Here is a 23,239-nt window from a genome sequence, read left to right as displayed (position 1 = left end):
CCCCCGTATGCTACAAGTTGCGCTGCGGGCCTGCGCACCTCAGACGTAGCAGGTCGCGCTCGCATCTGTTGTATGTCCCCTCGGTTCTCGAGGCGTCACCTCGGATTTTCGGTGACGCTTCCTTGGCTGTCCGGCTTCTGCAGAGCGAAACGGGCTCCCGGCGTAAGCAGTACCTACGACTTCAATGTCCGTACCGGAGCCCTTTCCCACATGACGAGCAGCACCGAGACCACCGCCACCACCCCGCAGGTAGCGGTCAACGACATCGGTAACGAGGAAGCCTTCCTCGCCGCGATCGACGAGACGATCAAGTACTTCAACGACGGCGACATCGTCGACGGCGTCATCGTGAAGGTCGACCGGGACGAGGTCCTGCTCGACATCGGTTACAAGACCGAAGGTGTCATCCCGAGCCGTGAGCTCTCGATCAAGCACGACGTCGACCCCAACGAGGTCGTCGCCGTCGGTGACGAGATCGAGGCCCTTGTTCTCCAGAAGGAGGACAAGGAAGGCCGCCTGATCCTCTCGAAGAAGCGCGCCCAGTACGAGCGTGCCTGGGGCACCATCGAGAAGATCAAGGAAGAGGACGGCATCGTCACCGGTACCGTCATCGAGGTCGTCAAGGGTGGTCTCATCCTCGACATCGGCCTCCGTGGCTTCCTCCCGGCCTCCCTGGTCGAGATGCGCCGCGTCCGCGACCTCCAGCCCTACGTGGGCAAGGAGCTCGAGGCGAAGATCATCGAGCTGGACAAGAACCGCAACAACGTGGTCCTGTCCCGCCGTGCCTGGCTGGAGCAGACCCAGTCCGAGGTGCGCCAGACGTTCCTCACCACCCTCCAGAAGGGTCAGGTCCGTTCCGGCGTCGTCTCCTCGATCGTCAACTTCGGTGCCTTCGTGGACCTGGGTGGCGTCGACGGTCTGGTCCACGTCTCCGAGCTGTCCTGGAAGCACATCGACCACCCGTCCGAGGTCGTCGAGGTGGGCCAGGAGGTCACCGTCGAGGTCCTCGACGTCGACATGGACCGCGAGCGTGTCTCCCTGTCGCTGAAGGCGACCCAGGAAGACCCGTGGCAGCAGTTCGCCCGCACCCACCAGATCGGCCAGGTCGTGCCCGGCAAGGTCACGAAGCTGGTTCCGTTCGGTGCGTTCGTCCGCGTGGACGAGGGCATCGAGGGTCTGGTCCACATCTCCGAGCTGGCCGAGCGCCACGTGGAGATTCCGGAGCAGGTCGTCCAGGTCAACGACGAGATCTTCGTCAAGGTCATCGACATCGACCTCGAGCGCCGCCGCATCAGCCTCTCGCTGAAGCAGGCCAACGAGGCCTTCGGTGCCGACCCGTCGGCGGTCGAGTTCGACCCGACCCTGTACGGCATGGCCGCGTCCTACGACGACCAGGGCAACTACATCTACCCCGAGGGCTTCGACCCCGAGACCAACGACTGGCTCGAGGGCTACGAGACCCAGCGCGAGGCCTGGGAGACGCAGTACGCCGAGGCTCAGCAGCGCTTCGAGCAGCACCAGGCGCAGGTCATCAAGTCCCGCGAGGCGGACGAGAAGGCCGCTGCCGAGGGCGTCGACACCGCGGGTGCCGCTCAGGCCGCGTCCGGTGGCGGCGGCGGTGGCGGCGGCGGTTCGTACTCCTCCGAGGGCGGCGACAACTCCGGCGCCCTGGCGTCGGACGAGGCGCTGGCCGCGCTCCGCGAGAAGCTGGCCGGCGGCCAGAGCTGAACGCCGTCCGCTGACGCTCAGCGGTAGGCCCAGAGGCTGACCGAGGGGCCGTACCTTTCGAGGTGCGGCCCCTCGGTGCTGTCCCGGCGCGGACGCTGCCCGGACCCGGACGCCGCCCGGACCGCCGGAGTCCGTAGGACCGGATCCCCCACCTCCGGGAATGCCGTACCCGGCCCGGGCGTTGTCACGTAGGAACTCGAGGAGGGGCGGTCACTGTGCTTGATCCGCAGGATGTGTACGCATGGGAGCCGAAGGGCCTGGCGGTGGTCGACATGGCACTCGCCCAGGAGTCGGCCGGACTGGTCATGCTGTACCACTTCGACGGATACATCGACGCCGGTGAGACCGGCGACCAGATCGTCGACCGGGTGCTGGACTCGCTGCCCCACCAGGTCGTCGCCCGCTTCGACCACGACCGGCTCGTGGACTACCGTGCGCGCCGGCCGCTGCTGACCTTCAAGCGGGACAGCTACACGGACTACGAGGACCCGACCCTGGAAGTCCGCATCGTCCAGGACGCGACCGGCGCGCCCTTCCTGCTGCTGTCCGGTCCCGAGCCGGACGTCGAGTGGGAGCGTTTCGCCGCCGCCGTCGGCCAGATCGTGGAGCGGCTGGGCGTCCGTCTGGCCGTGAGTTTCCACGGCATCCCCATGGGCGTCCCGCACACCCGCCCCGTCGGCATCACACCGCACGGCAACCGCACCGATCTCGTACCGGGCCACCGCAGCCCCTTCGAGGAGGCCCAGGTCCCGGGCAGCGCCGAGGCGCTCGTCGAGTACCGGCTGATGCAGGCCGGCCACGACGTGCTCGGCGTCGCGGCCCACGTTCCGCACTACATCGCCCGCTCCCCGTACCCGGACGCCGCACTGACCGTTCTGGAGGCGATCACCGCGGCGACCGGCCTGGTCCTGCCCGGCATCGCGCACTCCCTGCGCTCGGACGCCCACCGCACCCAGACGGAGATCGACCGGCAGATCCAGGAGGGCGACGAGGAACTCACCGGACTCGTCCAGGGCCTGGAGCACCAGTACGACGCGGCCGCGGGCGCCGAGAGCCGCGGCAACATGCTCGCCGAGCCCGTCGACATCCCGTCGGCGGACGAGATCGGCCGCGAGTTCGAACGCTTCCTGGCGGAGCGGGAGGGCGACGGCTGATCCGCCGACCTGGCGGATCACGCCCTGCCTCTCCCCGCCGTAGCGGGGACGATCCGGTTGGCCGACCGGCGGCAGCGGTAGGGGAGCCGGTAAGTTGCTCCCCGCACGTGAGGGAATTCGAGAGGTGGAGGCGCGGTCATGCTGTCCGTGGGCCTGACCGGCGGGATCGGAGCCGGCAAGAGCGAGGTGTCGCGGCTGCTCGTCGAGTACGGGGCCGTGCTGATCGACGCGGACCGGATCGCCCGGGAGGTCGTCGAGCCGGGCACCCCGGGGCTCGCCGCGGTCGTGGACGCGTTCGGCGAGGACGTCCTCACCGAGGACGGCCGCCTGGACCGGCCGAAGCTGGGCTCGATCGTCTTCGCCGACCAGGAGAAACTGGCCGCGCTGAACTCGATCGTCCACCCCCTCGTCGGCGAACGGTCCCGCGCCCTGGAAGAGGCGGCGGCCGAGGACGCCGTCGTCGTCCACGACGTCCCCCTGCTCACCGAGAACGGCCTGGCCCCGCTGTACGACGTCGTGGTCGTCGTGGACACCGACCCCGCCACCCAGCTGGACCGGCTGGTCCGGCTGCGCGGCATGACCGAGCAGGACGCCCGGGCGCGCATGGCCGCCCAGGCGACACGTGAGCAGCGCCGGGACATCGCCGACGTGGTCGTCGACAACGACGTGCCGCTCGAGGAACTGCGGCACCGCGTGCACGAGGTGTGGGCCGAACTGGCGCGCAGGGCCCACACGGAATAGCGGCTCCCGCGCGGGCGTTGATCCCTCCCAGCGAGGGAAGGACTCTGCCGTGCCCGAGACCAGCGGTTCGACCGGACGTACTCCGGAGACAGACGTCATCGACTTCCGTGCAGCCGAGCAACTGCTCGCGGCGCGGGACCCGCAGGGCGCGGTGAAACTGCTCGACGGTGTCATCGGCGCCCACCCCGAGAACACGGCCGCCCGTCTGCTGCGCGCGCGTGCCTTCTTCGCGGCGGCACAACTGCGGCCGGCGGAGCTGGAATTCACCGTCGTGCTGGAGCGCGAGCCGGACAACGCGTTCGCCCACTTCGCCCTCGCCCGCACCTACGAGCGCCGCGGCTGTCCCGACCAGGCCCGACGCCACTTCCGCCTGGCGGCGGCCCTGGACCCCAAGCCGGAGTATCTGCAGCAGGCGCGGTTCGACTACTGACGCCGCCCCGGCCGCCGGGGCGGCCGGTCCCCCGGTGGGAGGCGCGGCGGGAGGTACGGCGGGATGTTCCGGCCCGGCTGGTAGTGCGGGCCCTGGCGGATGTGCCGGAGGACCACCGTCAGATCGGCGGTGGCGACGAGCCAGAGCACCCCGCAGGCGAGCGCCCACCCGAGGTGACCGGTGAGCGCGAAGGCGGCCGTCCCGAAGACGGCCCAGGCCAGTCCCCACAGGCACAGCCAGGCACGCGCCCGCAGGGCACTGCGCGCGGTGGCCGGTTCACTGCCCGTACGCATCGGATCTCGTCTCCTTCAGCCAACGTACTGCGGGCGAGCGCGAGGGGGAAACGCCCGGGCACGGCGGCCGGAACGCAGCACGGCCGGCCCCTCGTCGCTCGGTCGTCACTCGGTCGGGTGAACCGGCACAGGAGGGGAACGGGTGTGCGGTGGCGGTCCGTTGGACGGGCATGGAGCTGAAAATGCGAGAGGGCCACCGGGGGACGGGGCCCGGAGCCATCACCCCGGACGGCTGTGCGGTCGAGCTGTATGCGAGGCTGCCCGCCGGACCGGAGCCGGAGATCGTCGCTGCCGCCGTGCCCGGGGGCGCTCACGTCCTGGAGCTGGGCTGCGGGGTGGGACGCATGACGCACCCGCTGGTGGAGCGGGGCTTCACCGTCACCGCCGTGGACGAGTCCGCCGAAATGCTGGAGCACGTGCGCGGGGCACGGACCATACGCAGCCCGATCGAGGACCTCGACCTGGCCGAGCGCTTCGACGTGGTGATGCTGGCGTCCTTCCTGGTGCACAGCGGCGACGTCGAGGTGCGGCGGGGGCTGCTGCGCACCTGCGCGCGGCACGTCGCGGAGGACGGATGCGTACTGATCCAGCGGGAGGGTGCGGATTACCACACGAACCTGCCGCGTGAGCGGGTGGACCCCGGCGGGTTCACCGTCCGGATCCTGTCGTCGGACCCGGTGGGGGACGGCGTCAACTCGGTCCGCGCGGAGTACGAGTTTCCGGACGCGGTCTGGACACAGACCTTTCGGGCCAGGCCGCTGACCAGGGAGGAGTTCGAGGAGGCACTGCGGGAGGCGGGACTCGGGGTGGAGGGGTACCTGACCGAAGACGGCACGTGGGCGCGAGCGGTCCCGGTGGCCGCGGTGGCCGGGGGATAGCGACGGCCGACGCAGGGGAACACAGCCGGGAGCCGGGAGCCGGGAGCCCGGTGTCCCGAGACGCGGGGCACGGCGTCCCGAGACGCGGGGCACGGGACACCGGGGACTTCTCCGGGCGGGAGGTGTGCGGCGCGCGGGCCGGTCAGGACTTGGTCTCGGCGTCCCGCCGGGCGCGGGTCAGGCCCTCCAGCCCGCGCAGCCGCTCCATCTCGCGGCGGTCGCGCTTGGTCGGACGGCCGGCGCCGCGGTCGCGCACCCCGGCGGGCGCGACGGCCTCGCGGGGCGGGGGCGGCGGGGAGTTGTCGACGTAGCACTGCACGGCGACCGGAGCGCCGACGCGCTTGCGGATCAGCCGCTTCACCACGACGACGCGTTCCCGGCCCTCGTGGCGCAGGCGCACCTCGTCGCCGACGCGCAGGGAGTGGGCGGGCTTCACCCGCTCGCCGTTCACCCGGACATGGCCGCCGCGGCAGGCGGTCGCGCCGAGGGAGCGGGTCTTGATCAGCCGGACGGCCCAGATCCAGCTGTCCACGCGGACGCTCTCGCCGTGCTGCGGCCGGGCCGCCTCGGCGGCGGCGACGGCAGCGGCGGTCTTCGGGTCGGCGGCCTTCGCGTCGGTGGTCTCCGGGGCCGTGGTCGTCGGGTCGCTGGTCTCAGGGTCCGTGGCCCGGCCGCCGGCAGCGGCACCGTCCCGGGAGGCGGCCGTCTCGCCGCTCCTGCCCTCGTCATGCTCGGAAGCCATGGGTCCGACCCTAACCGTCCGCACCGACAGGAGGGACCGCAATTTCCACGACGTCCCGCCGGGCCGGGCCGAGCCACGGGGGCAGCCGCGCACCCTTGCCGGGTCGGCCGGTGCCGGCCCGTCTTACGGTGGACACATGGATACCGGCGGCCTCTCCGTACTCGACCGGCGGATCGCCGGGTGCCGGGCGTGCCCCAGGCTCGTCGAGTGGCGCGAAGAGGTGGCCCGTACCAAACGGGCGGCCTTCGCCGACTGGACGTACTGGGGCCGGCCGGTGCCGGGCTTCGGGCCGCCGGACGCGCGCCTCCTGATCCTCGGACTCGCTCCCGCGGCCCACGGGGCCAACCGCACCGGCCGGATGTTCACCGGCGACCGCTCCGGAGACGTGCTGTACCAGGCGCTGTACGACGTGGGCCTCGCCTCGCAGCCCACCGCCGTCCGTGCCGACGACGGCCTGGAGCTGTACGGCGTACGCATCACCTCGCCCGTGCACTGCGCGCCGCCCGCCAACAAGCCCACTCCGGCCGAACGCGACACCTGCCGCTCCTGGCTCGTCCAGGAACTGGGGCTGCTGCGGCCGACGCTGCGCGCGGTGGTCGTGCTGGGCGCCTTCGGCTGGCAGGCCGCGCTGCCCGCCTTCGCCGGGGCGGGCTGGACGGTGCCCCGTCCCCGCCCGGCCTTCGCGCACGGCGGGCGCGTGACACTGGACGCCGCGGACGGGCCAGGCCTGCAGCTCTTCGGCTGCTTCCACGTCAGCCAGCGCAACACGTTCACGGGACGGCTCACCCCCGAGATGCTGCGCGGCGTGCTGCGCACCGCGGCGGGGACGGCGGGCCTCCCCGTCGCCGGGTGAGGCCGCTCGGTGAGGGGTCCGCGCACACGCCCCAGGGCCCGCGTGCCCAGCAAGGGGGCTTGCCGACCCGGCAAGGGGACGCGCCGGCAAGGGGACGCGCGCCCGGCAAATCCGGCTAGGGAACGCGCGCCCGGCAAATCCCTCAAGGGGACGCGCGCCCGGCGAAATGAAGCACCTGCGCCCGGTGAAAAGGAGATGAGCGAGCCGGTCCGCCGCCGCTACGGTGCTCCGATGGGCCTGTATCCGGAGATCGAACCGTACGACCACGGGATGCTCGACGTCGGCGACGGCAACCACGTGTACTGGGAGACCTGCGGCAACCCGCACGGCAAGCCCGCGGTCGTGCTCCACGGCGGGCCGGGATCCCGCACGTCTCCCGGCCACCGGCGGTACTTCGATCCCGCCGCCTACCGGATCGTCCTCCTCGACCAGCGTGGCGCCGGACGGTCGCGGCCCCGCGCGAGCGCCCACGACACCGACATGAGCGTCAACACGACCGCTCACCTGATGGCGGACCTGGAGCGGCTGCGCGCCCACCTGGGCATCGAGCGGTGGCTGGTGTGGGGCGTGTCGTGGGGCTCGGTCCTGGGGCTGCGGTACGCGCAGACGCACCCCGGAGTGGTGACCGAGCTGGTGCTGACCGGGGTCGCCACCGGCTCCAACGCCGAAGTAACCCTCCTGACCAGGGGGCTGGGGAGAATCTTCCCCGAGGCCCACGAGCGGTTCCTCGCCGAGCTGCCTGCGCAGGAACGCGACGGCAATCCCGCCGCCGCGTACAACCGGCTGCTGGAGTCGCCCGACCCCGCCGTCCGCGAGCGGGCCGCACGTGCCTGGACCGACTGGGAGACGGCGACCATCCCGGCCCCGCCCCGTTCGGTCGCCCGCTACGAGGACCCGGACTTCCGTCTGGGGTTCGCGCGCACCGTCACGCACTACTGGGGCAACGACCACTTCCTCGGCGCCGGCGACGGGGACGGCAGTGGCGACGGCAGCAGCAACGGCAACGGCGCCAACGACGAGGGCGTCGTCCTCAGGGACGCACACCGGCTGAAGGGCATCCCGGGCACCCTCGTCCAGGGCAGCCTCGACTTCGGCAACCAGCTCGGCATCGTCTGGCGGCTCCACCACGCCTGGCCGGACAGCGAACTGGTGCTCGTCGACGAGGCCGGACACGACGCCGGGACGACGGGCGACGAGGCACTGGTGGCCGCGACGGACAGGTACGCACGCGGCACCACCTGAGACCGGTCAGCCACCGTGCGGCGGTCGCCGGCCGCCCGTGAGGAGGCCGTCGGCGAACACGTCGACCATCCGCCGGGGCTGGTACCCGTGCCGCTCGACCGGCACGGGCATGCACAGGTTGGCCACGGCGTACAGCACGTCGTCTGCGCTGACGTCGTCGCGCGCGGCACCCGCGGTCACGGCCGAGTCGAGGAGCGCCGCGAGGGCGGGACCGACCTTGGCCAGGAAGTAGCCGGGCAGTTCCTTGTAGGCGGGGTCTCCGGAGTGCAGGGCCGGGGCGAGTCCGCGCTTGCTCCCCAGGAACGTCGCGTACCGCCGCAGCCACTCCTTGAGCGCGTCACCCGGCTCGTGCTCGGCGGCGAGCAGTGGCCCCAGGGCGGCGATGGTGTCGATCCCGCTCTCCACCACGGCCTTGACCAGGTCCGAACGGAGCGGGAAGTGCCGGTAGAGGGTGCCCACGCCCACGCCTGCGAGATCGGCGATCTCCTTCGCAGGGGCGTCCACGCCGGTGGTGTCGAAGACCGTCCGCGCGGCGTCGACCAGGGCTTGGAGGTTGCGCTGCGCGTCGGCACGCTGACGGCGCCCTCCCCGGGCAGGCGGTGACTCAGGCGAATCGGACATGGTGACTCCTGTTGCTTATCCGGAAAGGCTTTCCGTATCCTGTTACCGGAAAGCCCTTCCGTTTTGCTCAGTCTACGGTGCCGGGCGGCACCGTGCTGCCCTCTGGAGGATCTCTCATGCAGTACCGCACTCTCGGCCGCACCGGGATCAAGGTCAGCCCCTACGCGCTCGGCACTCTGATGTTCGCCACCCGCATGGGCAACGAGCCCGAGGAGTCGGCCCGCATCATCCACAAGGCGCTGGACGCGGGGATCAACTTCCTCGACACCGCCGACGCGTACGCCGACTCCGAGGAGGTCGTCGGCAAGGCCCTCGAGGGGCGCCGCGACGACGTCGTGCTCGCGACGAAGTTCGGCCGGCCGGTGGGCGAGGACCCCAACCGGCGGGGCACCTCCCGGCGCTGGATCATGAAGGCCGTCGAGAACTCGCTGCGCCGGCTGCGGACGGACCACATCGACGTCTACCAGATCCACCGCCTGGATCCGTCCACGGACTTCGAGGAGACCCTCTCCGCGCTCACCGACCTCGTCCGCAGCGGCAAGGTCCGCGCCGTCGGCTCCTCCAACACCCCCGCCTCCGACCTGGTCGAGGCCCAGTGGGTGGCCGAGCGCCGCAACCTGGAGCGCCTCCGCACCGAGCAGCCGCCGTACTCCCTGCTCAACCGCGGCATCGAGCGCGAGGTCCTGCCCGTCGCCCAGCGCCACGGCACGGGCGTCATGGTCTGGGGCCCGCTCGCCCAGGGCATGCTCACCGGCCGTGTGCGCAGGAACCAGGAGAACCCCCTCCTCCGGGCGAGCCTCGTCCGGCACCTCACCGACGAGCGCCGCATCGACGTCGTCGAACAGCTCGTCCCGCTCGCCGAGGAGGCGGGCCTGCCGCTGACCCGCCTCGCCCTGGCCTTCAGCATCGCCCACCCCGGCGTCACCAGTGCCCTGGTCGGCGCCCGTACGGAGGCCCACCTCGACGACCTCGTCAGCGCCTTCGACGTCCGCCTCGACGACGACCTCCTCGACCGGATCGACGAGATCGTGCCCCCGGGCACCGACGTCACCGTCCTCGACCAGGACTACCGGCCGCCCGCCCTCGATGAAGCCCACCTGCGCCGCCGCCCCGCGGCGGAGCGCGCAGCGGCCTGACGAAGGAGCCTACTGACCGAGGAGCCTATTGATCGAGGAGCCTATTGACCGAGGTCGGGGAGGTCGTGCCCACACACCTTCTCGGCCGCCTTCCGCCCGGCCTCCCACTGCTTCTCCGTCGGTCCGAAGTCGATGACGTAGCCGGCCCGGGGTTCGTGCTCCGCGACGTAGCGCGCCACCGCGGTTGCGGCGCCCGCCCACTTCGCCAGTGCCGACCGCAGCTCCCCCTGGGCCTGCGGTGCGATCAGGCGCAGCTCGGCGGCGAAGTTCCGGTAGGTCGTCGCGGTGTCCGCCCGGACCACGGAGTCCTGTTCGTTCTCGTCGCCGAGAGCCAGGGCCCCGGCGATCAACTGGCTCCGAGCGGCCGTGTCCACCATCCGGCAGACCCCGGCCGCGGGGTCGGCGCTCGGGGACACGGCAGCCGTGGCCCCGGGACCGGACGGGGACCGGGACGGGGACGCGGATGAGGACCCACCGGCCGCCCCCGCAGCTTCCCCCTGCCCCTGCGCCTGCCGCTGCTCCTCCTCCTGCATGCGTCGCTCGGAGGCCGACGCGCCGGAGGACGACCGGTCGGACGACGACCGGTCGGACGACGACTGGCCGGACGACGACTGGCCGGAGCAGCCGCTCAGGGCGAGCACCAGCACCACCGGCGCGGCGAGCACCGCGGGGAACGACTTGCGCATGGATCGCCTTCCGTCACCTGTGATCCGCTCGCACGAGTACAACCCCGCCCACGGTTGTTCAGCAGCCCCGCCGCCGACGTGAACAACTCCGCCTCCCCGCGGGAAGGCGCTCCCGGCTCACGGGCGGTGTTCCTCCGGTACGGCCGCAGTCGCCGTGATCTCCACCAGCTGCCCCGGGTAGCCGAGACAGCTCACTCCGAGCAGCGTGGAGGAGTGCGGACCGGCGCTGAGCCCGGACGCCTCGACGACCTCCCACACGGCGGACAGCGCCGCGACCTCGGCGCTCACGACGTACACGTCGGTCGACAGCACGTGCTCCGGCCCGCTTCCGACGGCGCGCAACTGCTCCGTGAGGTTCGCGATCACCTGCTCGGCCTGACGGACGGGATCGCCCTCGCCGACCAGCTTCCCTCCCGCGTCCAGCGGGACGGCCCCGGCGAGGAAGGCGAGCCGTGTCCCGGCCTCGACGACCGAGGCGTGGGAGTAGGTGGGCGGCGGAAACAGACCGGGAACGGTGACGCGCCGAATCATGCGAACTCCTGGTAGGCGTACGGACAATCTCCTGATCGTCCGACCCCGGCCTGCCCGGCGCACCCGAATTTCCCTCGCGTCCCGCACCGGCGGACGCCTAGGCTGACCGGCGCCCCGTCCTGCCCGGCGGCCGCCCCACCGCCAGGAGCCCCACGGACAGGACCGCCAGCCCCCCACCGTCAGGAGACCGCAGCAATGCCCACGCCCGCCCTCACGGACGAAGCCTTCCTCGACACCACGGCCGACCGGCTCGCCGCGCTGCCCGCGGTCCGGGCCGTCACCCTCGGAGGGTCCCGGGCCCGTGGCACCCACCAGCCGGACAGCGACTGGGACCTGGCCGTCTACTACCGCGGAGCCTTCGACCCGGATGCCCTCCGTGCCGTCGGCTGGCCGGGAGAGGTCTCGGAGATCGGTGGGTGGGGCGGCGGCGTCTTCAACGGCGGCGCCTGGCTGACGATCGACGAACGCCGGGTCGACCTGCACTACCGCGACCTCGACGTGGTCGAGCGCGAGGTCGCGGAGGCGGAAGCGGGCCGCTTCGGCGTCGAGCCGCTGATGTTCCACCTGGCGGGCATCCCCACGTACCTCGTCGTCGCGGAACTGGCCATCAACGAGGTGCTGCGCGGTGAACTGCCCCGCCCCGCCTACCCGCCCGCCCTGCGTACCACCGCCGCCGAACGCTGGCACGGCGCGGCCACGGCCACCCTCGCCTACGCCAGGACCGGACACGCCCCCAGGGGGGCACTCACCCAGGTCGCCGGCGCCATCGCCCTCGCCACGACCCAGACGGCCCACGCCGTCCTGGCGGCGCGGGGGGAGTGGGTGACGAACGAGAAGGGCCTGGTGGAGCGGGCGAACCTGGACGGACTCGACGCGTTGGTGGCGGGCCTGACAGCGGAACCGGAGAGCCTGGCGCGGGCGGTCGACGAGTGCGAGACGCTGCTCGGCGCTGCCGTACAGGCAACCGGGTCCAGGTGACGTGACGCGAGTCCCTGGCTCACTGCACTGCCGGTGGGAACCGGGCCGAAGTGGAACGCAAGCGCCCCGCACCGGAGTTGTTCAACCGGTGCGGGGCGCTGCGCCGTACGTACGGATCAGTCCCGCACGGCGTATGAGACGAAGTCGTGCCACGCGGTGGGGGAGAGGGCGAGTTGTGGGCCGCGCTTCTGCTTCGAGTCCCGGACGTGGACCGCCGCAACGACGGCGGGCTGCCCGGAGACGGCTACCTCGACGCAGTCACCGTCTCCGCCGCTGCTGTAAGTGCTCTTGAACCAAGCCAGGTCACTGGTGCTCATTGGGCTCCTCGCATCCGTTGCAACAGGCTCGCGGAGTCTTCGAGGGTGAGAGCCTGTGAACGCATCCTGGCATACCGCATCTGAAGGACGCTGACCTCCTTGGCGTCGGAGATGAACAGGCCGCCACGTTGGCCCTCGTTGTAGGCGAACCACCGGGTCTCGGGAGTCTCAAGCAACTGCATCGGACCGTCGAGCCCAGCGTGGTTCTCTCGCACTTGCGGCATCACCTGCACTTCGACGTTCCGCAGCCGTGCCAGCTCCAGCACATGGTCGATCAATTCCCGCGTCACCTCCGCCCCGCCCGTGCGCCGCAGGAACAGATGCTCTTCCAGGATGAAGCTGAACGCCGTGTTCGGCCGCTCCCGGAGCAACCTTTGCCGCTCCTCCCGCGCCACCCACTGCGCCTCGATCTGCTCGTCTCCCAGCGGGGGCAGTTGGTTCACGAACAGCGTGCGCGCGTACGCCTCCGTCTGCAACAGGCCCGGAATCAGGCGGCACTCGTACGTGCTCAGGCTGATCGCCGTAGCCTCCAGCTTCGCCCACTGCCGGAACCAGCTCGCCAGCCCCGGCTGCCGCGACAGATGCTGCACAGCCCCGCTGAGAATGCCGGCCGCGTCCAGCACGTCCTCGGCCCGCCGGACGTACTCCAGGGTGGGGAACCGCCGCCCCTGCTCCACCGAGGCCACGGTCTGCACGGAGTACCGCACCTGCTCGGCCAGCTCCTCCTGCGTCAGCCCCGCCCGCTTGCGGAACCCCTTGACCACCGCCCCGAACGTCTTCAGGCTGTCGGAGACCTCGGGCTCACCGCCCCCGCCCGGCGGCGCACCCGCCAAGCCCGTCGCCGCCGTCGACATCCCGGCCCCGCCGACCACACCCGCACCGTCCGCCATAGCGGTCACCTTCCGCGCGTTCTCCCCGCCGTCAACTCCCAACGCGCTCAGGGTTACAGCCCGTCACCGTCACTGTCCACTCTTCGTACTCGTACGCTGACCCAGAGTACGAGTCGCTGGCCTGGCAAGACGCCCCGGCCGACGTCACCGTGGCCCCATGACCCCACCCCCGCCCCACGAAGTCGCGGTTACCGTACGTATGTTCACTCAGCGCTTCAGCTCGACCCCGCTCGGCGCCCGACTCGCCCGGCACCTCGCCGCCAACCAGCTCCACGTGTGGGGCATCCCGCACGGCACCTCACTCTCCGACACTGCGTCGGTGATCGTCGGCGAGCTGGCCGCCAACGCCGTCACCCACGGCCGGGTACCGGGCCGTGACTTCGAACTGCGCCTGGCTCACGCCCCGTACGCCTTCCTCCGTATCGAGGTCTCCGACACGCGAGCCGAACTCCGGCCGCCGGGGCGCGGGGAGGCGAGGGGCCCCGCACCGCTGGACGAGAGTGGACGGGGCCTGCTGCTGGTCGACGCGCTCGCCGACCGTTGGGAGGTGACCGACCGGGTCGGGCAGGGCGTCGGCCTGCCCGGCAAGACGGTCCGGGCCGAACTGGACCTGATGCCGCGCTGACCGGCCACCGCCGGCCCGTCCGCTCTTTCTGCCTCCACAGCGGCGTCACGCCGGACACTGCGTTCTTCCCTCCGGGCAGCCACCGGCCGCAGGGAAGCGCCGTCCAGGTGACGGGGACGGGTGATGAGGACGAAGGGCGGCAGCGGTTGCCCGCCACGGGGACACCCGGATCGTCACATCCGCGGAACACACGCGTTCCCGCTCGGCCCACCGGTTCCCTTATGGTTGACACCAGCACGCACGCATGCACCACGCACGCACCACGCACGCACGCACCACAGCCCGGCCACCGTCGCCCGAAGGCTCACCACCGCCCTCGACCGACGTCAGGAGGCCGCGCCCCTTGTTCACCGACGCCGCCCGCCGCCTCCCGCCCTGGCTAGCGCACACCCTGAGCGCCCAGCGCGGACCCGTTCCGTGGAACGCGGTGGTCCGGGGCGCGCTGGCCGGCGGGCCGCTGCTGATCGCGGCCCTGGCCGCCGGGCGGACCTCGCTCGGAGTCGTCGCCGCGATCGCCGCCATGCTGGCCGGTATGAACGACCGGCCAGGCAGCCGCCGTACGTCCGTGGTGCGGATCGGCGTACCCGCGCTCGCCGGAGCGACCGGGCTGCTCGTCGGGACGTATGCCGGACTGCACCTCGGGGCCGTCGCCCTGACCCTCCTGCTGACTGGCCTCGGGCTGGTCGCCGGAAGCGTCAGCGCCGTCGGGCCGGTGGCGTCGGCGACCGGGACACAGCTGCTGGTCGGCAGCGCGGTGGGCGCCGGGATGCCGCTGCCCGACCCCGGGTGGCAGAGCGTGCTGGCCTTCCTCGCCGGTGCCGGATGGCTGCTCCTGCTGCGGCTGGTCCTGCCCACGCCCGGCTTCGGCAGGGGCGAAATCCGTGATCTCCGTGATCTCCGCGATCTCCGTATCGGCTTCCGCTACGACGGGGAGCGGGCGGCCGTCGCCGGTGTCTACGAGGCCGTCGCCGCGCTGCTCGACGCGGCCGGTACGGAGCACGCCGTCGCCCGCCGGGCCGCGCTCACCGCCGCCCTCGACCACGCGCAGGACGCGCTCGCCGGACCCCGGCTGCGGCGCCGTGCCTCCACCGCGGCCGAGCGCCGGCTGCACGCCCAGTACGCCGCCGCACTGCCCCTCGGCGAGGCGGCGACCGCGCTGGCCTGGGCGGAGCGGGCCGTGCCCGCGCGGGCCGCCGAAGGCCCCAGACGGCTCGCGGCGGCCGTCCGCGGCAACGCCCCCGCCGGCCCGCTGCCCGCCCCCACCCGCACCGACCCCGCGCTGCGGGCGCTGGACGACGCCCTGCTGCACGCCGCCGACGCCTTCGACCGGGGCAGGGGCCAGGACCTGCACACCCGCCGGCGCTCCGTCCGCTCACGGGTCCGGGCGGTCCTCGGCGCCGGCGGGCGGGAGTACGGGCTGCGGGTCGGGCTGTGCTTCGGCGCCAGTGCCGCCGTCGCCCAGGCGCTGCACCACGGCCACTGGTACGGCTCCCACCAGCACTGGTACTGGATGCCCGCCACCGCCATCTTCCTCGTCAAGCCCGACCTCGGCCCGCTCGTGTCCCGGGTGCTGAGCCGTGCCGCCGGGACCGTGCTCGGGGCGCTGCTGTTCGCCGGGTTCGCCGCCGTGCTGCCCCGGCCGGAGGGGCTCGTCGCCCTCGTCGCCGTGTGCGGCGCCCTCGTGCCGGTCGCCGCACGGCACTTCGCCGCCCAGACCACCGTCGTCACCGTTCTCGTCCTCGCCCTGGTCATGGTGGGCGGCGAACCGCAGGCCTCCGCCGGGCGGATCGGCGAGACGCTGCTGGCCTGCGGGATCGTGCTGGTCGCCGGGCACCTGCCATTGCCGTGGCAGCGGGGCGGCGCGGGCGTCCGGGCCGGCATCGAGGCCGCGGACGCCGCCGCGCACGCCTATCTCGCGCACGTCCTGAGCGAGTCCGACGACCGTGCCACCCGGTGGATGCTGCGCCGCGACGCCTACCGCACGCTCGCCGAGGCCCGCGCCGCGATCGCCCGCGCCGCCGCCGAGCTGCCCGCCCTCGCCCGGCACTCCGCCGGCACGGACGAGGTCGCCGCGGTGCTCGAACGGCTCGTCGACACCACCACGGCGTGCGCCGTGCACCTCGACGACAGCGGCCGGCTCACACCCCGCCACACCGAACAGCTCGCCGCCCTGCGGGACGAACTCGCCGAACGGCGCGGGCGCGTGGGGGCACGCCGTACGTTGGCGTGATGACGCCTCCACCCCAGCCCCCGCCCCACGAGGAGCCGACGCCCGGCGGTCTTGCCGGGGAGCCCGCCGACCTCGTCGTCACCGGCTGCACCGTCCTCGTCCACGACGAGCGGGAACGGATCGGGTTCGAGCACGACGCGGCCGTCGTCGTGCGGGACGGGGTCGTCGACTCCGTGACCACCGCGGCGGCCGCGGCCGCGCTGCCCGCCGCCGAACGCATCGACGCGCGCGGCCAGGTCGCCCTCCCCGGGCTGATCAACTGCCACACGCACGCACCCATGGCCGCCCTGCGCGGCCTCGCCGAGGACCTGCCCACCGAGGAGTGGTTCAACGACGTCGTCTGGCCCGTCGAGTCCAACCTCACGGCACGCGACGTGACCCTCGGCACCCGGCTGGCCTGCGCCGAGATGATCCGCGCAGGGGTGACGACCTTCGCCGACAGCTACTTCCACATGGACGCCGTGGCCGAGGTCGTCACCCGGTGCGGGATGCGGGCGCAGCTGGGCCAGGCCTACTTCTCCTCGCAGGGACCCGGGGGCATGGAGGCGTCACTGGAGTTCGCCCTGCGCCGCCGTGACTCCGCCGCCGGGCGGATCACCACCGCGCTCGCCCCGCACGCCCCCTACACCGTGACCGACGCCGACCTCGCCGCGACCGCGCGGCTCGCCCGCGACCACGGCCTGCCCGTGCACCTCCACGCCGCCGAGAACCGCGACCAGACCGACACCAGCCTCGCCCGGCACGGCGCCACGCCCATCGGGATCCTGGAACGCACCGGCATCCTCGACACCGACGTGCTCATCGCACACGGCACCGGCATCCTCGACGCCGACCTGCCGCTCCTGGCCCGCGCCGGCGGCCGCACCGCGGTCGCGACCGCGCCCCGCGGCTACCTCAAGTTCGCCTGGCCCACCACCACGCCGGTGCGCGCGCTGCGCGACATCGGCATCCCGGTCGGGCTCGCCACGGACGGCGCCGCCTCCAACAACTCGCTCGACGTGTGGGAGTCGATGGCGCTCACGTCCCTGATCCAGAAATCCGCCGAGGGCGACCCCCGCTGGCTCACCTCCCGCCAGGCCCTCCACCACGCCACCGTGCAGAGCGCCCACGCGGTCGGGCTCGGCGACGCCGTCGGCCGGATCGCGCCCGGACGGCGGGCCGACCTGATCCTCGTCGACCTCACCGGACCGCACACCCGGCCCGTGCACGACCTCGCCGCCACCCTGGTGCACAGCGCGCGCTCCGCCGACGTCCGCACGACGATCGTCGACGGGCGCGTCCTCATGCGCGACCGCGAGCTGCTCACCGTCGACGTGCCGGAGGTGGTACGGGAGCTGGAGGAGCGGCTGCCCGCCCTGACCGACCGCGGGCACGGCCGGCGCATCCAGCAGTACGACACCTGAAAAGTCCCTGCTCAGAGGCCCCTTGCAAAGAATCTTGCCGGGCAGCGATGAGTTCCGCTCCGCCCTTCGGTCACCACCCCCGACGGCTCCGTCCCGACCCGCCCCGCCGCGGGCCGGAACGGACCGTCGGCCCTCGGACCGAAGCACGTCGCACAGGAGGCTGGAGCCATGTCACTGCCCGAAATCGTCACCCGCGCGGACTGGCGCGCGGCGCGCGAGGCCTTACTGGCCAAGGAGAAGGCGGCCACCCGCGCGCGCGACGCCCTCAACGCCGAGCGGCGCGGGCTGCCCATGGTGGAGATCGACAAGGAGTACGTGTTCGAGGGCGGCGACGGCAAGGTCACTCTCCCCGACCTCTTCGAGGGCCGCGACCAGCTCGTCGTGTACCACTTCATGTTCGCCCCCGAGTGGGAGACCGGCTGCCGCAGCTGCTCGGCGTTCCTGGACCAGATCGGGCACCTCGCACACCTGAGGGCCCGCGGTACGTCGTTCGCGGCGGTCTCCAGGGCGCCGTATCCGAGGATCCTGCCGTTCAAGGCGCGGATGGGCTGGACGCTGCCCTGGTTCTCGTCGTACGTCAGCGACTTCAACACCGACTTCGAGGTGACCCTGGAGCACGACGGCCGGCTGGTCGAGCGGCCCGGGATCAGCTGCTTCCTGCGGGACCACGACCGGGTCTTCCACACGTACTCGGCCTACGAGCGCGGCCTCGACGGGCTCGGCTCGACCACCAGCCTGCTCGACCTGACCGCGCTCGGCAGGCAGGAGACGTGGGAGAGGCCCGAGGGGCGCGCGACGGCGTTCGGCGCGCCCGCGGGCAGTGCGGCAGTCCGGTACCACGACGAGTACGAGTGACGACGGGCGTACCGCGAGTCGATCTCCGGGACGCTCCGTAACGGGGATGTTCCGGACGGGTGAGCGGCGGCTCACGCTTTGCGGTGAACGGGTGTCAACAATGTCTCAGTACCATCACCACTCGAGGCGTTCACTTCATGGTCGGCGTTTGACTCTACGAGTACAGCGCTACATGGAGGTGCGGAGTGAACGGGCGAACGGTGCTCGAACGCTTTCCCGCCGGCGGGCCGCGCGGGTCCTGGCCGGCGGAGGAGTTCGCCCAGGCGCGGCGCCTGGAAGGTCTGCCCGCCGAGGTGGTCATGGACCTGGCCTCGGACATGTTCCTGGTCGTCGTGCGCGGCGACACCGCGGGGGACGCGGCGGCCTGAGCGGGTGCCTACGCGCTCACCGGCCGCGACCATGTGGGCGTCGTGTTCGTCAGCCGGCACAGGGCCAGGTACAGCGGGATGGGCGGGGTGTAGGGCACCGTGTCGTCCGGGCGGTGGATGAGGTCGGGGAGGCCCGGGGTGTCGGGCAGGGCCGCGCCGGTGGCGTACCGCGAGGGCGCGGGCCACTCCAGGGCGTAGTCGGAGTCCGACGGAACGATCCACCACCAGTGCGCGTCGTCGGCGTAGACGCAGCCCACGCGCGGCAGCCGGGGCAGCACCAGGGGGCCGAGGCGGGCGGGCACCGCCACCGCGTCGCAGCCCAGCGGGGCCGTCATCCCCTCCGGCACGGGCAGTCGCAGAGGTGTGCCGGGGGCCCGTCGGCCGCGCTGGAGGCGGACCATGGTGTCCAGCCCGAGCGGTCGGATGCCGGACGCAGCCCTCATAGCCATTCGGTCCCCGTTCCGCGGCGTGTCTGCCGGCTCACTCGACGGCGGGACTCCGCCTCGCCCTCGTCGCCCGTGCCGTCGGCGGGGCCGGGCTTCGGGCGGGCGCCCCAGCCCAGGTCGTTGCGGGGCTCCGGCTGATCGTGCGGCGTGTCGGTACGGCGGGGCAGTTCCGCCCAGACCAGCAGTCCGGGGCCCTGGTCGTGGGCGCCCCAGGCGTCACACAGGGCGTCGACGAGGAGCAGCCCCCTGCCGTGCTCGTCCTCGGGCTGCTGGTCGTCCGAGGGGTGGGGCTGGCCCGGCGCGCAGCCCTCGTCGCGTACGGCTATGCGGACCAGGTCGGCGCCGTCGTGCAGCTCGCACACTATGTGGCGGCTCGCGGTGTGCACGATCGCGTTGGTCACCAGCTCGGAGACCACCAGGGCCGCGGTGTCGCAGGTGTCCTCGCACACCGACCAGCCGTTCAGCCGTGCCCGGGTCAGGCGTCTGGCCTGCGCGGGAGAACCCGGATGGGCGGCCAGCTCGAATCGAAACCGGCGCTCGACGGAGGGCGGCCCCGAAGGGCCGGCTCCCATGGCGGCACCGAGGCCCAGGGAGCCCGCGGCGGCGTCTGTTCCTAAGGGCGCGGACGGAATCACGCTTGCCACTATCGCCCCGCCGTGCACACTTGGCAAGTGTCACTCTGAAAAATGCAGAGTGCGGTGTGACGTTCTGGACGGGCGTGGCACACTGCTCGCAACAGCACGTCGAGCGGCGCCACTTCGGATCGTCGAGTACCTGCACAGGCTCTCGAACAGTTCTTCGATTGGCGCCGTCCGGCTGTCCGCATCAGGACACGCCGGGCCGTCCGTACGAGGGCGCGTCGGGCTGTCCGTACGAGGACATGCCCGGCCGTTCGAGCACGGGCATGCCGGGCCGGCCCGCAGGGGCACTGGACGCACTGGAACGCAGGGACGCAGGGACTCTTCGGGACTCTTAACAGGAGGTGGGCGGTGAGCGAGCCGCGGTCGGCGCCGACGGTCGGCCAGGTCGTGCTCGGCCGGCGCCTCCTCGACCTGCGGGAACGTGCCGGTCTCAAGCGCGAGGAGGCCGCCCGCATCCTGCGTGTCGCCCCCGCCACGGTCCGCCGCATGGAGATGGCCGAGGTCGCCCTCAAGATCCCGTACCTCCAGCTCCTGCTGAAGGCGTACGGCGTGAGCGACGAGGAGGCCGAAGCCTTCGTCCGGCTGGCCGAGGACGCCAACAAACCCGGGTGGTGGCAGCGCTTCCACGACATCCTCCCCGGCTGGTTCTCGCTGTACGTCAGCCTGGAGGGCGCGGCCGCCCTGATCCGTTCCTACGAGCCCCACTTCGTTCCCGGCGTGCTGCAGACCGAGGACTACGCCCGTGGTGTGCTCCGCTCGGGCGCCATCGGACAGACCCAGCCCGACGACATCGAACGCCACGTCGACCTGCGCATGCAGCGCCAGGAACTGCTCACCCGGGAGGACGCCCCCCGGCTGTGGGTCGTGATGGACGAGACCGCGCTGCGCCGCCCCGTCGGGGGGCCGGAGGTGATGCGTGCCCAGATCGACCGGCTGCTCGAAGCCACGAAGCTGCCCAACGTGACGCTGCAGGTCGCGCCGTTCTCCGGCGGGCCGCACCCCGGTACGTACGGGCCCTTCGTGCTGTTCCGATTCGCCATGCCGGAACTTCCGGACATGGTCTACAGCGAGTACCTGACCGGCGCCGTCTACCTCGACGCGCGTGGCGAGGTGGCGACCCACCTCGAGGTCATGGACCGCATGGCGGCGCAGGCCGCCACGGCACATCGCACGAAGGAGATCCTCCGGGATCTCCGCAAGGAGTTGTGAATGAACCGCATCAAGCCCCAGCGCTCGCCCCTGACCCGCGGTGAGCGGATCTACAACGGCATGCCCGCCCGGGAGCTGGGCAGCGAGGGCTGGCACAAGCCGTGGAGCGGCGGCAACGGAGGCAACTGCCTTGAGGCCATGAAACTCGCCGACGGCCGGGTCGCCGTACGGCAGTCCACCGACCCGGACGGTCCGGCACTGATCTACACCTCGGCCGAGATGACGGCGTTCATCCAGGGAGCCAAGGCGGGAGAGGCGGACTTCCTGCTGTCCTGACCACGCACGCTCTTGTTGCTTGTTGATTTCCTAAGCCGTTCCCACTGAAGTCTTTGCCACTGGAGCCGTCGGCGCCGAGCCGACCCGGCTGAACACCCCGGCCCGCGCGGCAGCCCTGCCACGCGGGCCGGGGTGTCGTGTGTCCGGGGCCGGCGGGGAGCTGTTCCAGGCGAGGGCCAGCACGTACGCCACCGACGCGGCCGCCGAGGCACCCGCGCGGACGTGTTCAGGGATCCGGGGACTCCGGGGATCCGCGGGGCGTGGGCACGGGCGTGGAGTGACAGGGTGGGGTGTGGTTCGTGTCTGACGCATCATGGGCGGGTGCGACTGGAAGCGATCACCTGGGACCGGCTCGGCGAACGGATCGCCGAGCGCCTGCTCGACCTGGAGCCCACCGACGGCAGCGACCGGACACGCGTCGCCCTCGACGGCGCCCCCGCCGCCCGCCCCGGCGACCTCGCCGAGCGGATCTCCGACGCGCTGCGGGTCCGCGGCCGTCCCTCCCTCGTCGTCGGAACCCAGGGTTTCCTCCGCCCCGCCTCGCTGCGCCTGGAGTACGGGCACCAGGACGTCGAGTCCTACTACAACGGCTGGTTCGACACCGGCGCCCTCTGGCGTGAGGTCTTCGATCCCCTCGGCCCCGGCGGAAACGGACGGATCCTGCCCGACCTGTGGGACCCGGTCACCGACCGCGCCACCCGCAGCCCCTACGCCACGCTCCCTCCCGGCGGTGTGTTGCTGCTGCACGGCCCCTTCCTGCTGCGCCACTGGTTCCCCCTCGACCTGAGCGTCCACCTCGTCCTCACCCCGGGCGCCCTGCGCCGCCGTACCCCCGAGACCGAGCACTGGACCCTGCCGGCCTTCGCACGCTACGAGGAGGAGACCGGGCCGTCCGACGCGGCCGACGTCCTGGTGCGGGCCGACGATCCCCGGCATCCCGCGTGGAGCGGCTGACGCGCCGGGCCGTCGGCCGGAGCGTCGCCCCCTTCCGCCAAGCGGGACAACTGGGATGATCGCGGCATGACGCGAACCGACGGGTACCTCCTCGACAACCGGCAGTCCGAGGCGGCGGAGCGCTTCGACGCCTTCGCCACGCTCTTCGACCCCACGACGTTCCGGCACCTCGAGAGTCTCGGCGTCGGTCCCGGCTGGCGCTGCTGGGAAGTCGGCGCCGGGGGCACGTCGGTGGCGTCCTGGCTGGCCAAGAAGGTGGGGCCGACCGGCAGGATCCTGGCGACGGACATCGACACCTCGCGGATCGCTCCGGCCGGGCGGCCGCCGGTCGAGGTGCGCGTGCACGACGTGGGCGCGGAGGAACCGCCGGGGGAGGGCTTCGACCTGGTGCACGCCAGGCTCGTACTCGTCCACGTCCCCGACCGGGAGAAGGCGCTGCGCTCGATGATCAGGTCGCTGCGCCCCGGTGGCCGCCTCCTGGTCGAGGACGCCGACCCCGCGCTGCAGCCGCTGCTCTGCCCCGACGAGCACGGGCCCGAGGAGCAGCTGGCGAACCGGCTCCGGCACGGCTTCCGGCAACTGCTCTCCCGCCGCGGCGCCGACCTCTCCTACGGGCGCCGGCTGCCGCGCCTGCTCAGGGAGGCCGGGCTGCGCCGCGTGGAGGCCGACGCCTACTTCCCGGTCACCTCTTCCGCGTGCGCCGCCCTGGAGTCCGCGACGGTCCGCCAGGTCCGCGACCAGCTGGTCGGCGCCGGGGTGGCGACGCACGACGACATCGACCGCCACCTCGCGAACGTCGCGTCCGGCGGCATGGACCTGGCGACGGCCCCGATGATCTCGGCGTGGGGGCGCAAGGCGTAGGCGTGGGGGCGCAAGGTGCAGAGGGGCGCACGGGGACGCCGCCGGCTACGGCGTGCCCGCGGCTTGCCCTGCCGGTCCGTCCTGAGGCGTGCCCGGCCGTCCACCCCGCCCCCGCAATCGGCCGCGGGCCGGGGCGCGGCGCGGGGGGGGG

27 protein-coding genes are annotated in these 23,239 nt (G+C 72.5%); 18 read left to right on the top strand and 9 right to left on the bottom strand.

Going from position 1 to position 23,239, the window contains the following annotated elements; all coding sequences use genetic code 11:
• The first annotated feature begins 210 nt into the window (after nt 1-210).
• The 4 genes from rpsA (at nt 211) to HZS56_RS29245 (ending at nt 4,053) form a co-directional block, all read left to right on the top strand.
• Nucleotides 211-1,728, top strand: a complete 1,518-nt coding sequence (gene rpsA / locus HZS56_RS29260) for a 30S ribosomal protein S1 (RefSeq protein WP_216723810.1) — start codon at nt 211-213, stop codon at nt 1,726-1,728.
• Between the two features lie 215 nt (nt 1,729-1,943).
• Nucleotides 1,944-2,882: a PAC2 family protein gene (locus tag HZS56_RS29255; protein ID WP_216723809.1), complete on the top strand. Its 939-nt coding sequence runs from the start codon at nt 1,944-1,946 to the stop codon at nt 2,880-2,882.
• A gap of 138 nt (nt 2,883-3,020) precedes the next feature.
• Complete coding sequence (coaE, locus tag HZS56_RS29250; RefSeq protein WP_216723808.1) at nt 3,021-3,623, top strand: dephospho-CoA kinase; 603 nt, start codon at nt 3,021-3,023, stop codon at nt 3,621-3,623.
• Between the two features lie 49 nt (nt 3,624-3,672).
• Nucleotides 3,673-4,053 carry a tetratricopeptide repeat protein gene (locus HZS56_RS29245; RefSeq protein ID WP_031031181.1) on the top strand — a complete coding sequence of 127 codons (381 nt, stop codon included), beginning with the start codon at nt 3,673-3,675 and terminating at the stop codon, nt 4,051-4,053.
• On the opposite strand, the gene HZS56_RS29240 is transcribed toward HZS56_RS29245, so the two are convergent.
• Nucleotides 4,047-4,346, bottom strand: a complete 300-nt coding sequence (locus HZS56_RS29240; RefSeq protein ID WP_216723807.1) for a DUF6343 family protein — start codon at nt 4,344-4,346, stop codon at nt 4,047-4,049. The two genes, HZS56_RS29245 and HZS56_RS29240, sit on opposite strands and share 7 nt — an antisense overlap.
• Nucleotides 4,347-4,528: 182 nt before the next feature.
• Between HZS56_RS29240 and HZS56_RS29235 the strand changes: the two genes are divergently transcribed.
• Nucleotides 4,529-5,224 (top strand): class I SAM-dependent methyltransferase, encoded by a 696-nt coding sequence (locus tag HZS56_RS29235; RefSeq protein WP_216723806.1) that lies wholly within the window; start codon nt 4,529-4,531, stop codon nt 5,222-5,224.
• Nucleotides 5,225-5,366: 142 nt separating this feature from the next.
• Here HZS56_RS29235 and HZS56_RS29230 read toward each other — a convergent pair whose 3' ends face one another.
• Entirely contained in the window at nt 5,367-5,966 is a 600-nt protein-coding gene (locus HZS56_RS29230; protein WP_216723805.1) for an RNA-binding S4 domain-containing protein, read from the bottom strand.
• 136 nt (nt 5,967-6,102) lie between these two features.
• Here HZS56_RS29230 and HZS56_RS29225 point away from each other — a divergent pair, with 136 nt between their 5' ends.
• Nucleotides 6,103-6,819, top strand: coding sequence for a uracil-DNA glycosylase (locus tag HZS56_RS29225; protein ID WP_216723804.1), 717 nt, complete (start codon nt 6,103-6,105; stop codon nt 6,817-6,819).
• Nucleotides 6,820-7,050: 231 nt separating this feature from the next.
• Nucleotides 7,051-8,061, top strand: coding sequence for an alpha/beta fold hydrolase (locus HZS56_RS29220; RefSeq protein WP_216723815.1), 1,011 nt, complete (start codon nt 7,051-7,053; stop codon nt 8,059-8,061).
• Nucleotides 8,062-8,067: 6 nt separating this feature from the next.
• Here HZS56_RS29220 and HZS56_RS29215 read toward each other — a convergent pair whose 3' ends face one another.
• Entirely contained in the window at nt 8,068-8,682 is a 615-nt protein-coding gene (locus tag HZS56_RS29215; protein ID WP_216723803.1) for a TetR/AcrR family transcriptional regulator, read from the bottom strand.
• Between the two features lie 116 nt (nt 8,683-8,798).
• Here HZS56_RS29215 and HZS56_RS29210 point away from each other — a divergent pair, with 116 nt between their 5' ends.
• Nucleotides 8,799-9,818, top strand: a complete 1,020-nt coding sequence (locus HZS56_RS29210; protein WP_216723802.1) for an aldo/keto reductase — start codon at nt 8,799-8,801, stop codon at nt 9,816-9,818.
• A gap of 41 nt (nt 9,819-9,859) precedes the next feature.
• On the opposite strand, the gene HZS56_RS29205 is transcribed toward HZS56_RS29210, so the two are convergent.
• On the bottom strand, nt 9,860-10,504 hold the full coding sequence (locus tag HZS56_RS29205; RefSeq protein ID WP_216723801.1) for a hypothetical protein: 645 nt from the start codon (nt 10,502-10,504) through the stop codon (nt 9,860-9,862).
• A gap of 117 nt (nt 10,505-10,621) precedes the next feature.
• Nucleotides 10,622-11,035 (bottom strand): RidA family protein, encoded by a 414-nt coding sequence (locus HZS56_RS29200; protein ID WP_216723800.1) that lies wholly within the window; start codon nt 11,033-11,035, stop codon nt 10,622-10,624.
• Nucleotides 11,036-11,230: 195 nt separating this feature from the next.
• On the opposite strand from HZS56_RS29200, the gene HZS56_RS29195 reads away from it, so the two are divergent.
• Nucleotides 11,231-12,013, top strand: a complete 783-nt coding sequence (locus tag HZS56_RS29195) for a nucleotidyltransferase domain-containing protein (protein WP_216723799.1) — start codon at nt 11,231-11,233, stop codon at nt 12,011-12,013.
• Nucleotides 12,014-12,129: 116 nt separating this feature from the next.
• Here HZS56_RS29195 and HZS56_RS29190 read toward each other — a convergent pair whose 3' ends face one another.
• Both HZS56_RS29190 and HZS56_RS29185 read right to left on the bottom strand, forming a co-directional pair.
• A complete protein-coding gene (locus tag HZS56_RS29190; protein WP_216723798.1) occupies nt 12,130-12,330 on the bottom strand; it encodes a DUF397 domain-containing protein in 201 nt (66 codons plus the stop codon).
• A complete protein-coding gene (locus HZS56_RS29185; RefSeq protein WP_216723814.1) occupies nt 12,327-13,184 on the bottom strand; it encodes a helix-turn-helix domain-containing protein in 858 nt (285 codons plus the stop codon). Before HZS56_RS29185 ends, HZS56_RS29190 begins: the two co-directional genes overlap by 4 nt.
• A gap of 193 nt (nt 13,185-13,377) precedes the next feature.
• Here HZS56_RS29185 and HZS56_RS29180 point away from each other — a divergent pair, with 193 nt between their 5' ends.
• The 5 genes from HZS56_RS29180 to HZS56_RS29160 all read left to right on the top strand — a co-directional run bounded on the left by HZS56_RS29180 (nt 13,378) and on the right by HZS56_RS29160 (nt 18,701).
• The gene (locus tag HZS56_RS29180; RefSeq protein WP_374201220.1) at nt 13,378-13,845 is read left to right on the top strand and encodes an ATP-binding protein; all 468 of its coding nucleotides are present in this window, start codon (nt 13,378-13,380) and stop codon (nt 13,843-13,845) included.
• A gap of 343 nt (nt 13,846-14,188) precedes the next feature.
• On the top strand, nt 14,189-16,075 hold the full coding sequence (locus tag HZS56_RS29175) for an FUSC family protein (RefSeq protein WP_253915103.1): 1,887 nt from the start codon (nt 14,189-14,191) through the stop codon (nt 16,073-16,075).
• Nucleotides 16,075-17,478, top strand: coding sequence for an amidohydrolase (locus HZS56_RS29170; protein WP_216723795.1), 1,404 nt, complete (start codon nt 16,075-16,077; stop codon nt 17,476-17,478). The genes HZS56_RS29175 and HZS56_RS29170 overlap by 1 nt, the downstream gene beginning before the upstream one ends.
• Nucleotides 17,479-17,646: 168 nt before the next feature.
• The gene (locus tag HZS56_RS29165) at nt 17,647-18,333 is read left to right on the top strand and encodes a DUF899 domain-containing protein (RefSeq protein ID WP_216723794.1); all 687 of its coding nucleotides are present in this window, start codon (nt 17,647-17,649) and stop codon (nt 18,331-18,333) included.
• A gap of 185 nt (nt 18,334-18,518) precedes the next feature.
• On the top strand, nt 18,519-18,701 hold the full coding sequence (locus tag HZS56_RS29160; RefSeq protein ID WP_216723793.1) for a DUF8839 family protein: 183 nt from the start codon (nt 18,519-18,521) through the stop codon (nt 18,699-18,701).
• A gap of 8 nt (nt 18,702-18,709) precedes the next feature.
• On the opposite strand, the gene HZS56_RS29155 is transcribed toward HZS56_RS29160, so the two are convergent.
• Together HZS56_RS29155 and HZS56_RS29150 are read right to left on the bottom strand one after the other, a co-directional pair.
• On the bottom strand, nt 18,710-19,144 hold the full coding sequence (locus HZS56_RS29155; protein ID WP_216723792.1) for a hypothetical protein: 435 nt from the start codon (nt 19,142-19,144) through the stop codon (nt 18,710-18,712).
• A complete protein-coding gene (locus HZS56_RS29150; protein WP_216723791.1) occupies nt 19,141-19,791 on the bottom strand; it encodes an ATP-binding protein in 651 nt (216 codons plus the stop codon). The genes HZS56_RS29155 and HZS56_RS29150 overlap by 4 nt, the downstream gene beginning before the upstream one ends.
• Nucleotides 19,792-20,136: 345 nt before the next feature.
• Here HZS56_RS29150 and HZS56_RS29145 point away from each other — a divergent pair, with 345 nt between their 5' ends.
• The 4 genes from HZS56_RS29145 to HZS56_RS29130 all read left to right on the top strand — a co-directional run bounded on the left by HZS56_RS29145 (nt 20,137) and on the right by HZS56_RS29130 (nt 23,088).
• Nucleotides 20,137-20,997, top strand: coding sequence for a Sco1979 family transcriptional regulator (locus HZS56_RS29145; protein ID WP_216723790.1), 861 nt, complete (start codon nt 20,137-20,139; stop codon nt 20,995-20,997).
• Entirely contained in the window at nt 20,998-21,273 is a 276-nt protein-coding gene (locus tag HZS56_RS29140) for a DUF397 domain-containing protein (protein ID WP_031031229.1), read from the top strand.
• Between the two features lie 321 nt (nt 21,274-21,594).
• Complete coding sequence (locus HZS56_RS29135; protein WP_216723789.1) at nt 21,595-22,227, top strand: nucleoside/nucleotide kinase family protein; 633 nt, start codon at nt 21,595-21,597, stop codon at nt 22,225-22,227.
• Between the two features lie 66 nt (nt 22,228-22,293).
• Nucleotides 22,294-23,088: a methyltransferase domain-containing protein gene (locus HZS56_RS29130; RefSeq protein WP_216723788.1), complete on the top strand. Its 795-nt coding sequence runs from the start codon at nt 22,294-22,296 to the stop codon at nt 23,086-23,088.
• Nucleotides 23,089-23,239 lie beyond the last annotated feature (151 nt).

It is taken from the genome of Streptomyces mayonensis (assembly GCF_018982965.1).
Lineage (GTDB): Bacteria > Actinomycetota > Actinomycetes > Streptomycetales > Streptomycetaceae > Streptomyces > Streptomyces mayonensis.
This window is presented reverse-complemented; position numbering and strand designations above follow the sequence as displayed.

Bases quoted from the DNA above. Each gene is read 5' to 3' on its own strand.
- rpsA (WP_216723810.1), top strand. From the start codon at position 211: ATGACGAGCAGCACCGAGACCACCGCCACCACCCCGCAGGTAGCGGTC.
- coaE (WP_216723808.1), top strand. From the start codon at position 3,021: ATGCTGTCCGTGGGCCTGACCGGCGGGATCGGAGCCGGCAAGAGCGAG.
- HZS56_RS29240 (WP_216723807.1), bottom strand. From the start codon at position 4,346: ATGCGTACGGGCAGTGAACCGGCCACCGCGCGCAGTGCCCTGCGGGCG.
- HZS56_RS29235 (WP_216723806.1), top strand. From the start codon at position 4,529: ATGCGAGAGGGCCACCGGGGGACGGGGCCCGGAGCCATCACCCCGGAC.
- HZS56_RS29230 (WP_216723805.1), bottom strand. From the start codon at position 5,966: ATGGCTTCCGAGCATGACGAGGGCAGGAGCGGCGAGACGGCCGCCTCC.
- HZS56_RS29225 (WP_216723804.1), top strand. From the start codon at position 6,103: ATGGATACCGGCGGCCTCTCCGTACTCGACCGGCGGATCGCCGGGTGC.
- HZS56_RS29220 (WP_216723815.1), top strand. From the start codon at position 7,051: ATGGGCCTGTATCCGGAGATCGAACCGTACGACCACGGGATGCTCGAC.
- HZS56_RS29215 (WP_216723803.1), bottom strand. From the start codon at position 8,682: ATGTCCGATTCGCCTGAGTCACCGCCTGCCCGGGGAGGGCGCCGTCAG.
- HZS56_RS29210 (WP_216723802.1), top strand. From the start codon at position 8,799: ATGCAGTACCGCACTCTCGGCCGCACCGGGATCAAGGTCAGCCCCTAC.
- HZS56_RS29205 (WP_216723801.1), bottom strand. From the start codon at position 10,504: ATGCGCAAGTCGTTCCCCGCGGTGCTCGCCGCGCCGGTGGTGCTGGTG.
- HZS56_RS29200 (WP_216723800.1), bottom strand. From the start codon at position 11,035: ATGATTCGGCGCGTCACCGTTCCCGGTCTGTTTCCGCCGCCCACCTAC.
- HZS56_RS29195 (WP_216723799.1), top strand. From the start codon at position 11,231: ATGCCCACGCCCGCCCTCACGGACGAAGCCTTCCTCGACACCACGGCC.
- HZS56_RS29190 (WP_216723798.1), bottom strand. From the start codon at position 12,330: ATGAGCACCAGTGACCTGGCTTGGTTCAAGAGCACTTACAGCAGCGGC.
- HZS56_RS29185 (WP_216723814.1), bottom strand. From the start codon at position 13,184: ATGTCGACGGCGGCGACGGGCTTGGCGGGTGCGCCGCCGGGCGGGGGC.
- HZS56_RS29180 (WP_374201220.1), top strand. From the start codon at position 13,378: ATGACCCCACCCCCGCCCCACGAAGTCGCGGTTACCGTACGTATGTTC.
- HZS56_RS29170 (WP_216723795.1), top strand. From the start codon at position 16,075: ATGACGCCTCCACCCCAGCCCCCGCCCCACGAGGAGCCGACGCCCGGC.
- HZS56_RS29165 (WP_216723794.1), top strand. From the start codon at position 17,647: ATGTCACTGCCCGAAATCGTCACCCGCGCGGACTGGCGCGCGGCGCGC.
- HZS56_RS29155 (WP_216723792.1), bottom strand. From the start codon at position 19,144: ATGAGGGCTGCGTCCGGCATCCGACCGCTCGGGCTGGACACCATGGTC.
- HZS56_RS29140 (WP_031031229.1), top strand. From the start codon at position 20,998: ATGAACCGCATCAAGCCCCAGCGCTCGCCCCTGACCCGCGGTGAGCGG.
- HZS56_RS29130 (WP_216723788.1), top strand. From the start codon at position 22,294: ATGACGCGAACCGACGGGTACCTCCTCGACAACCGGCAGTCCGAGGCG.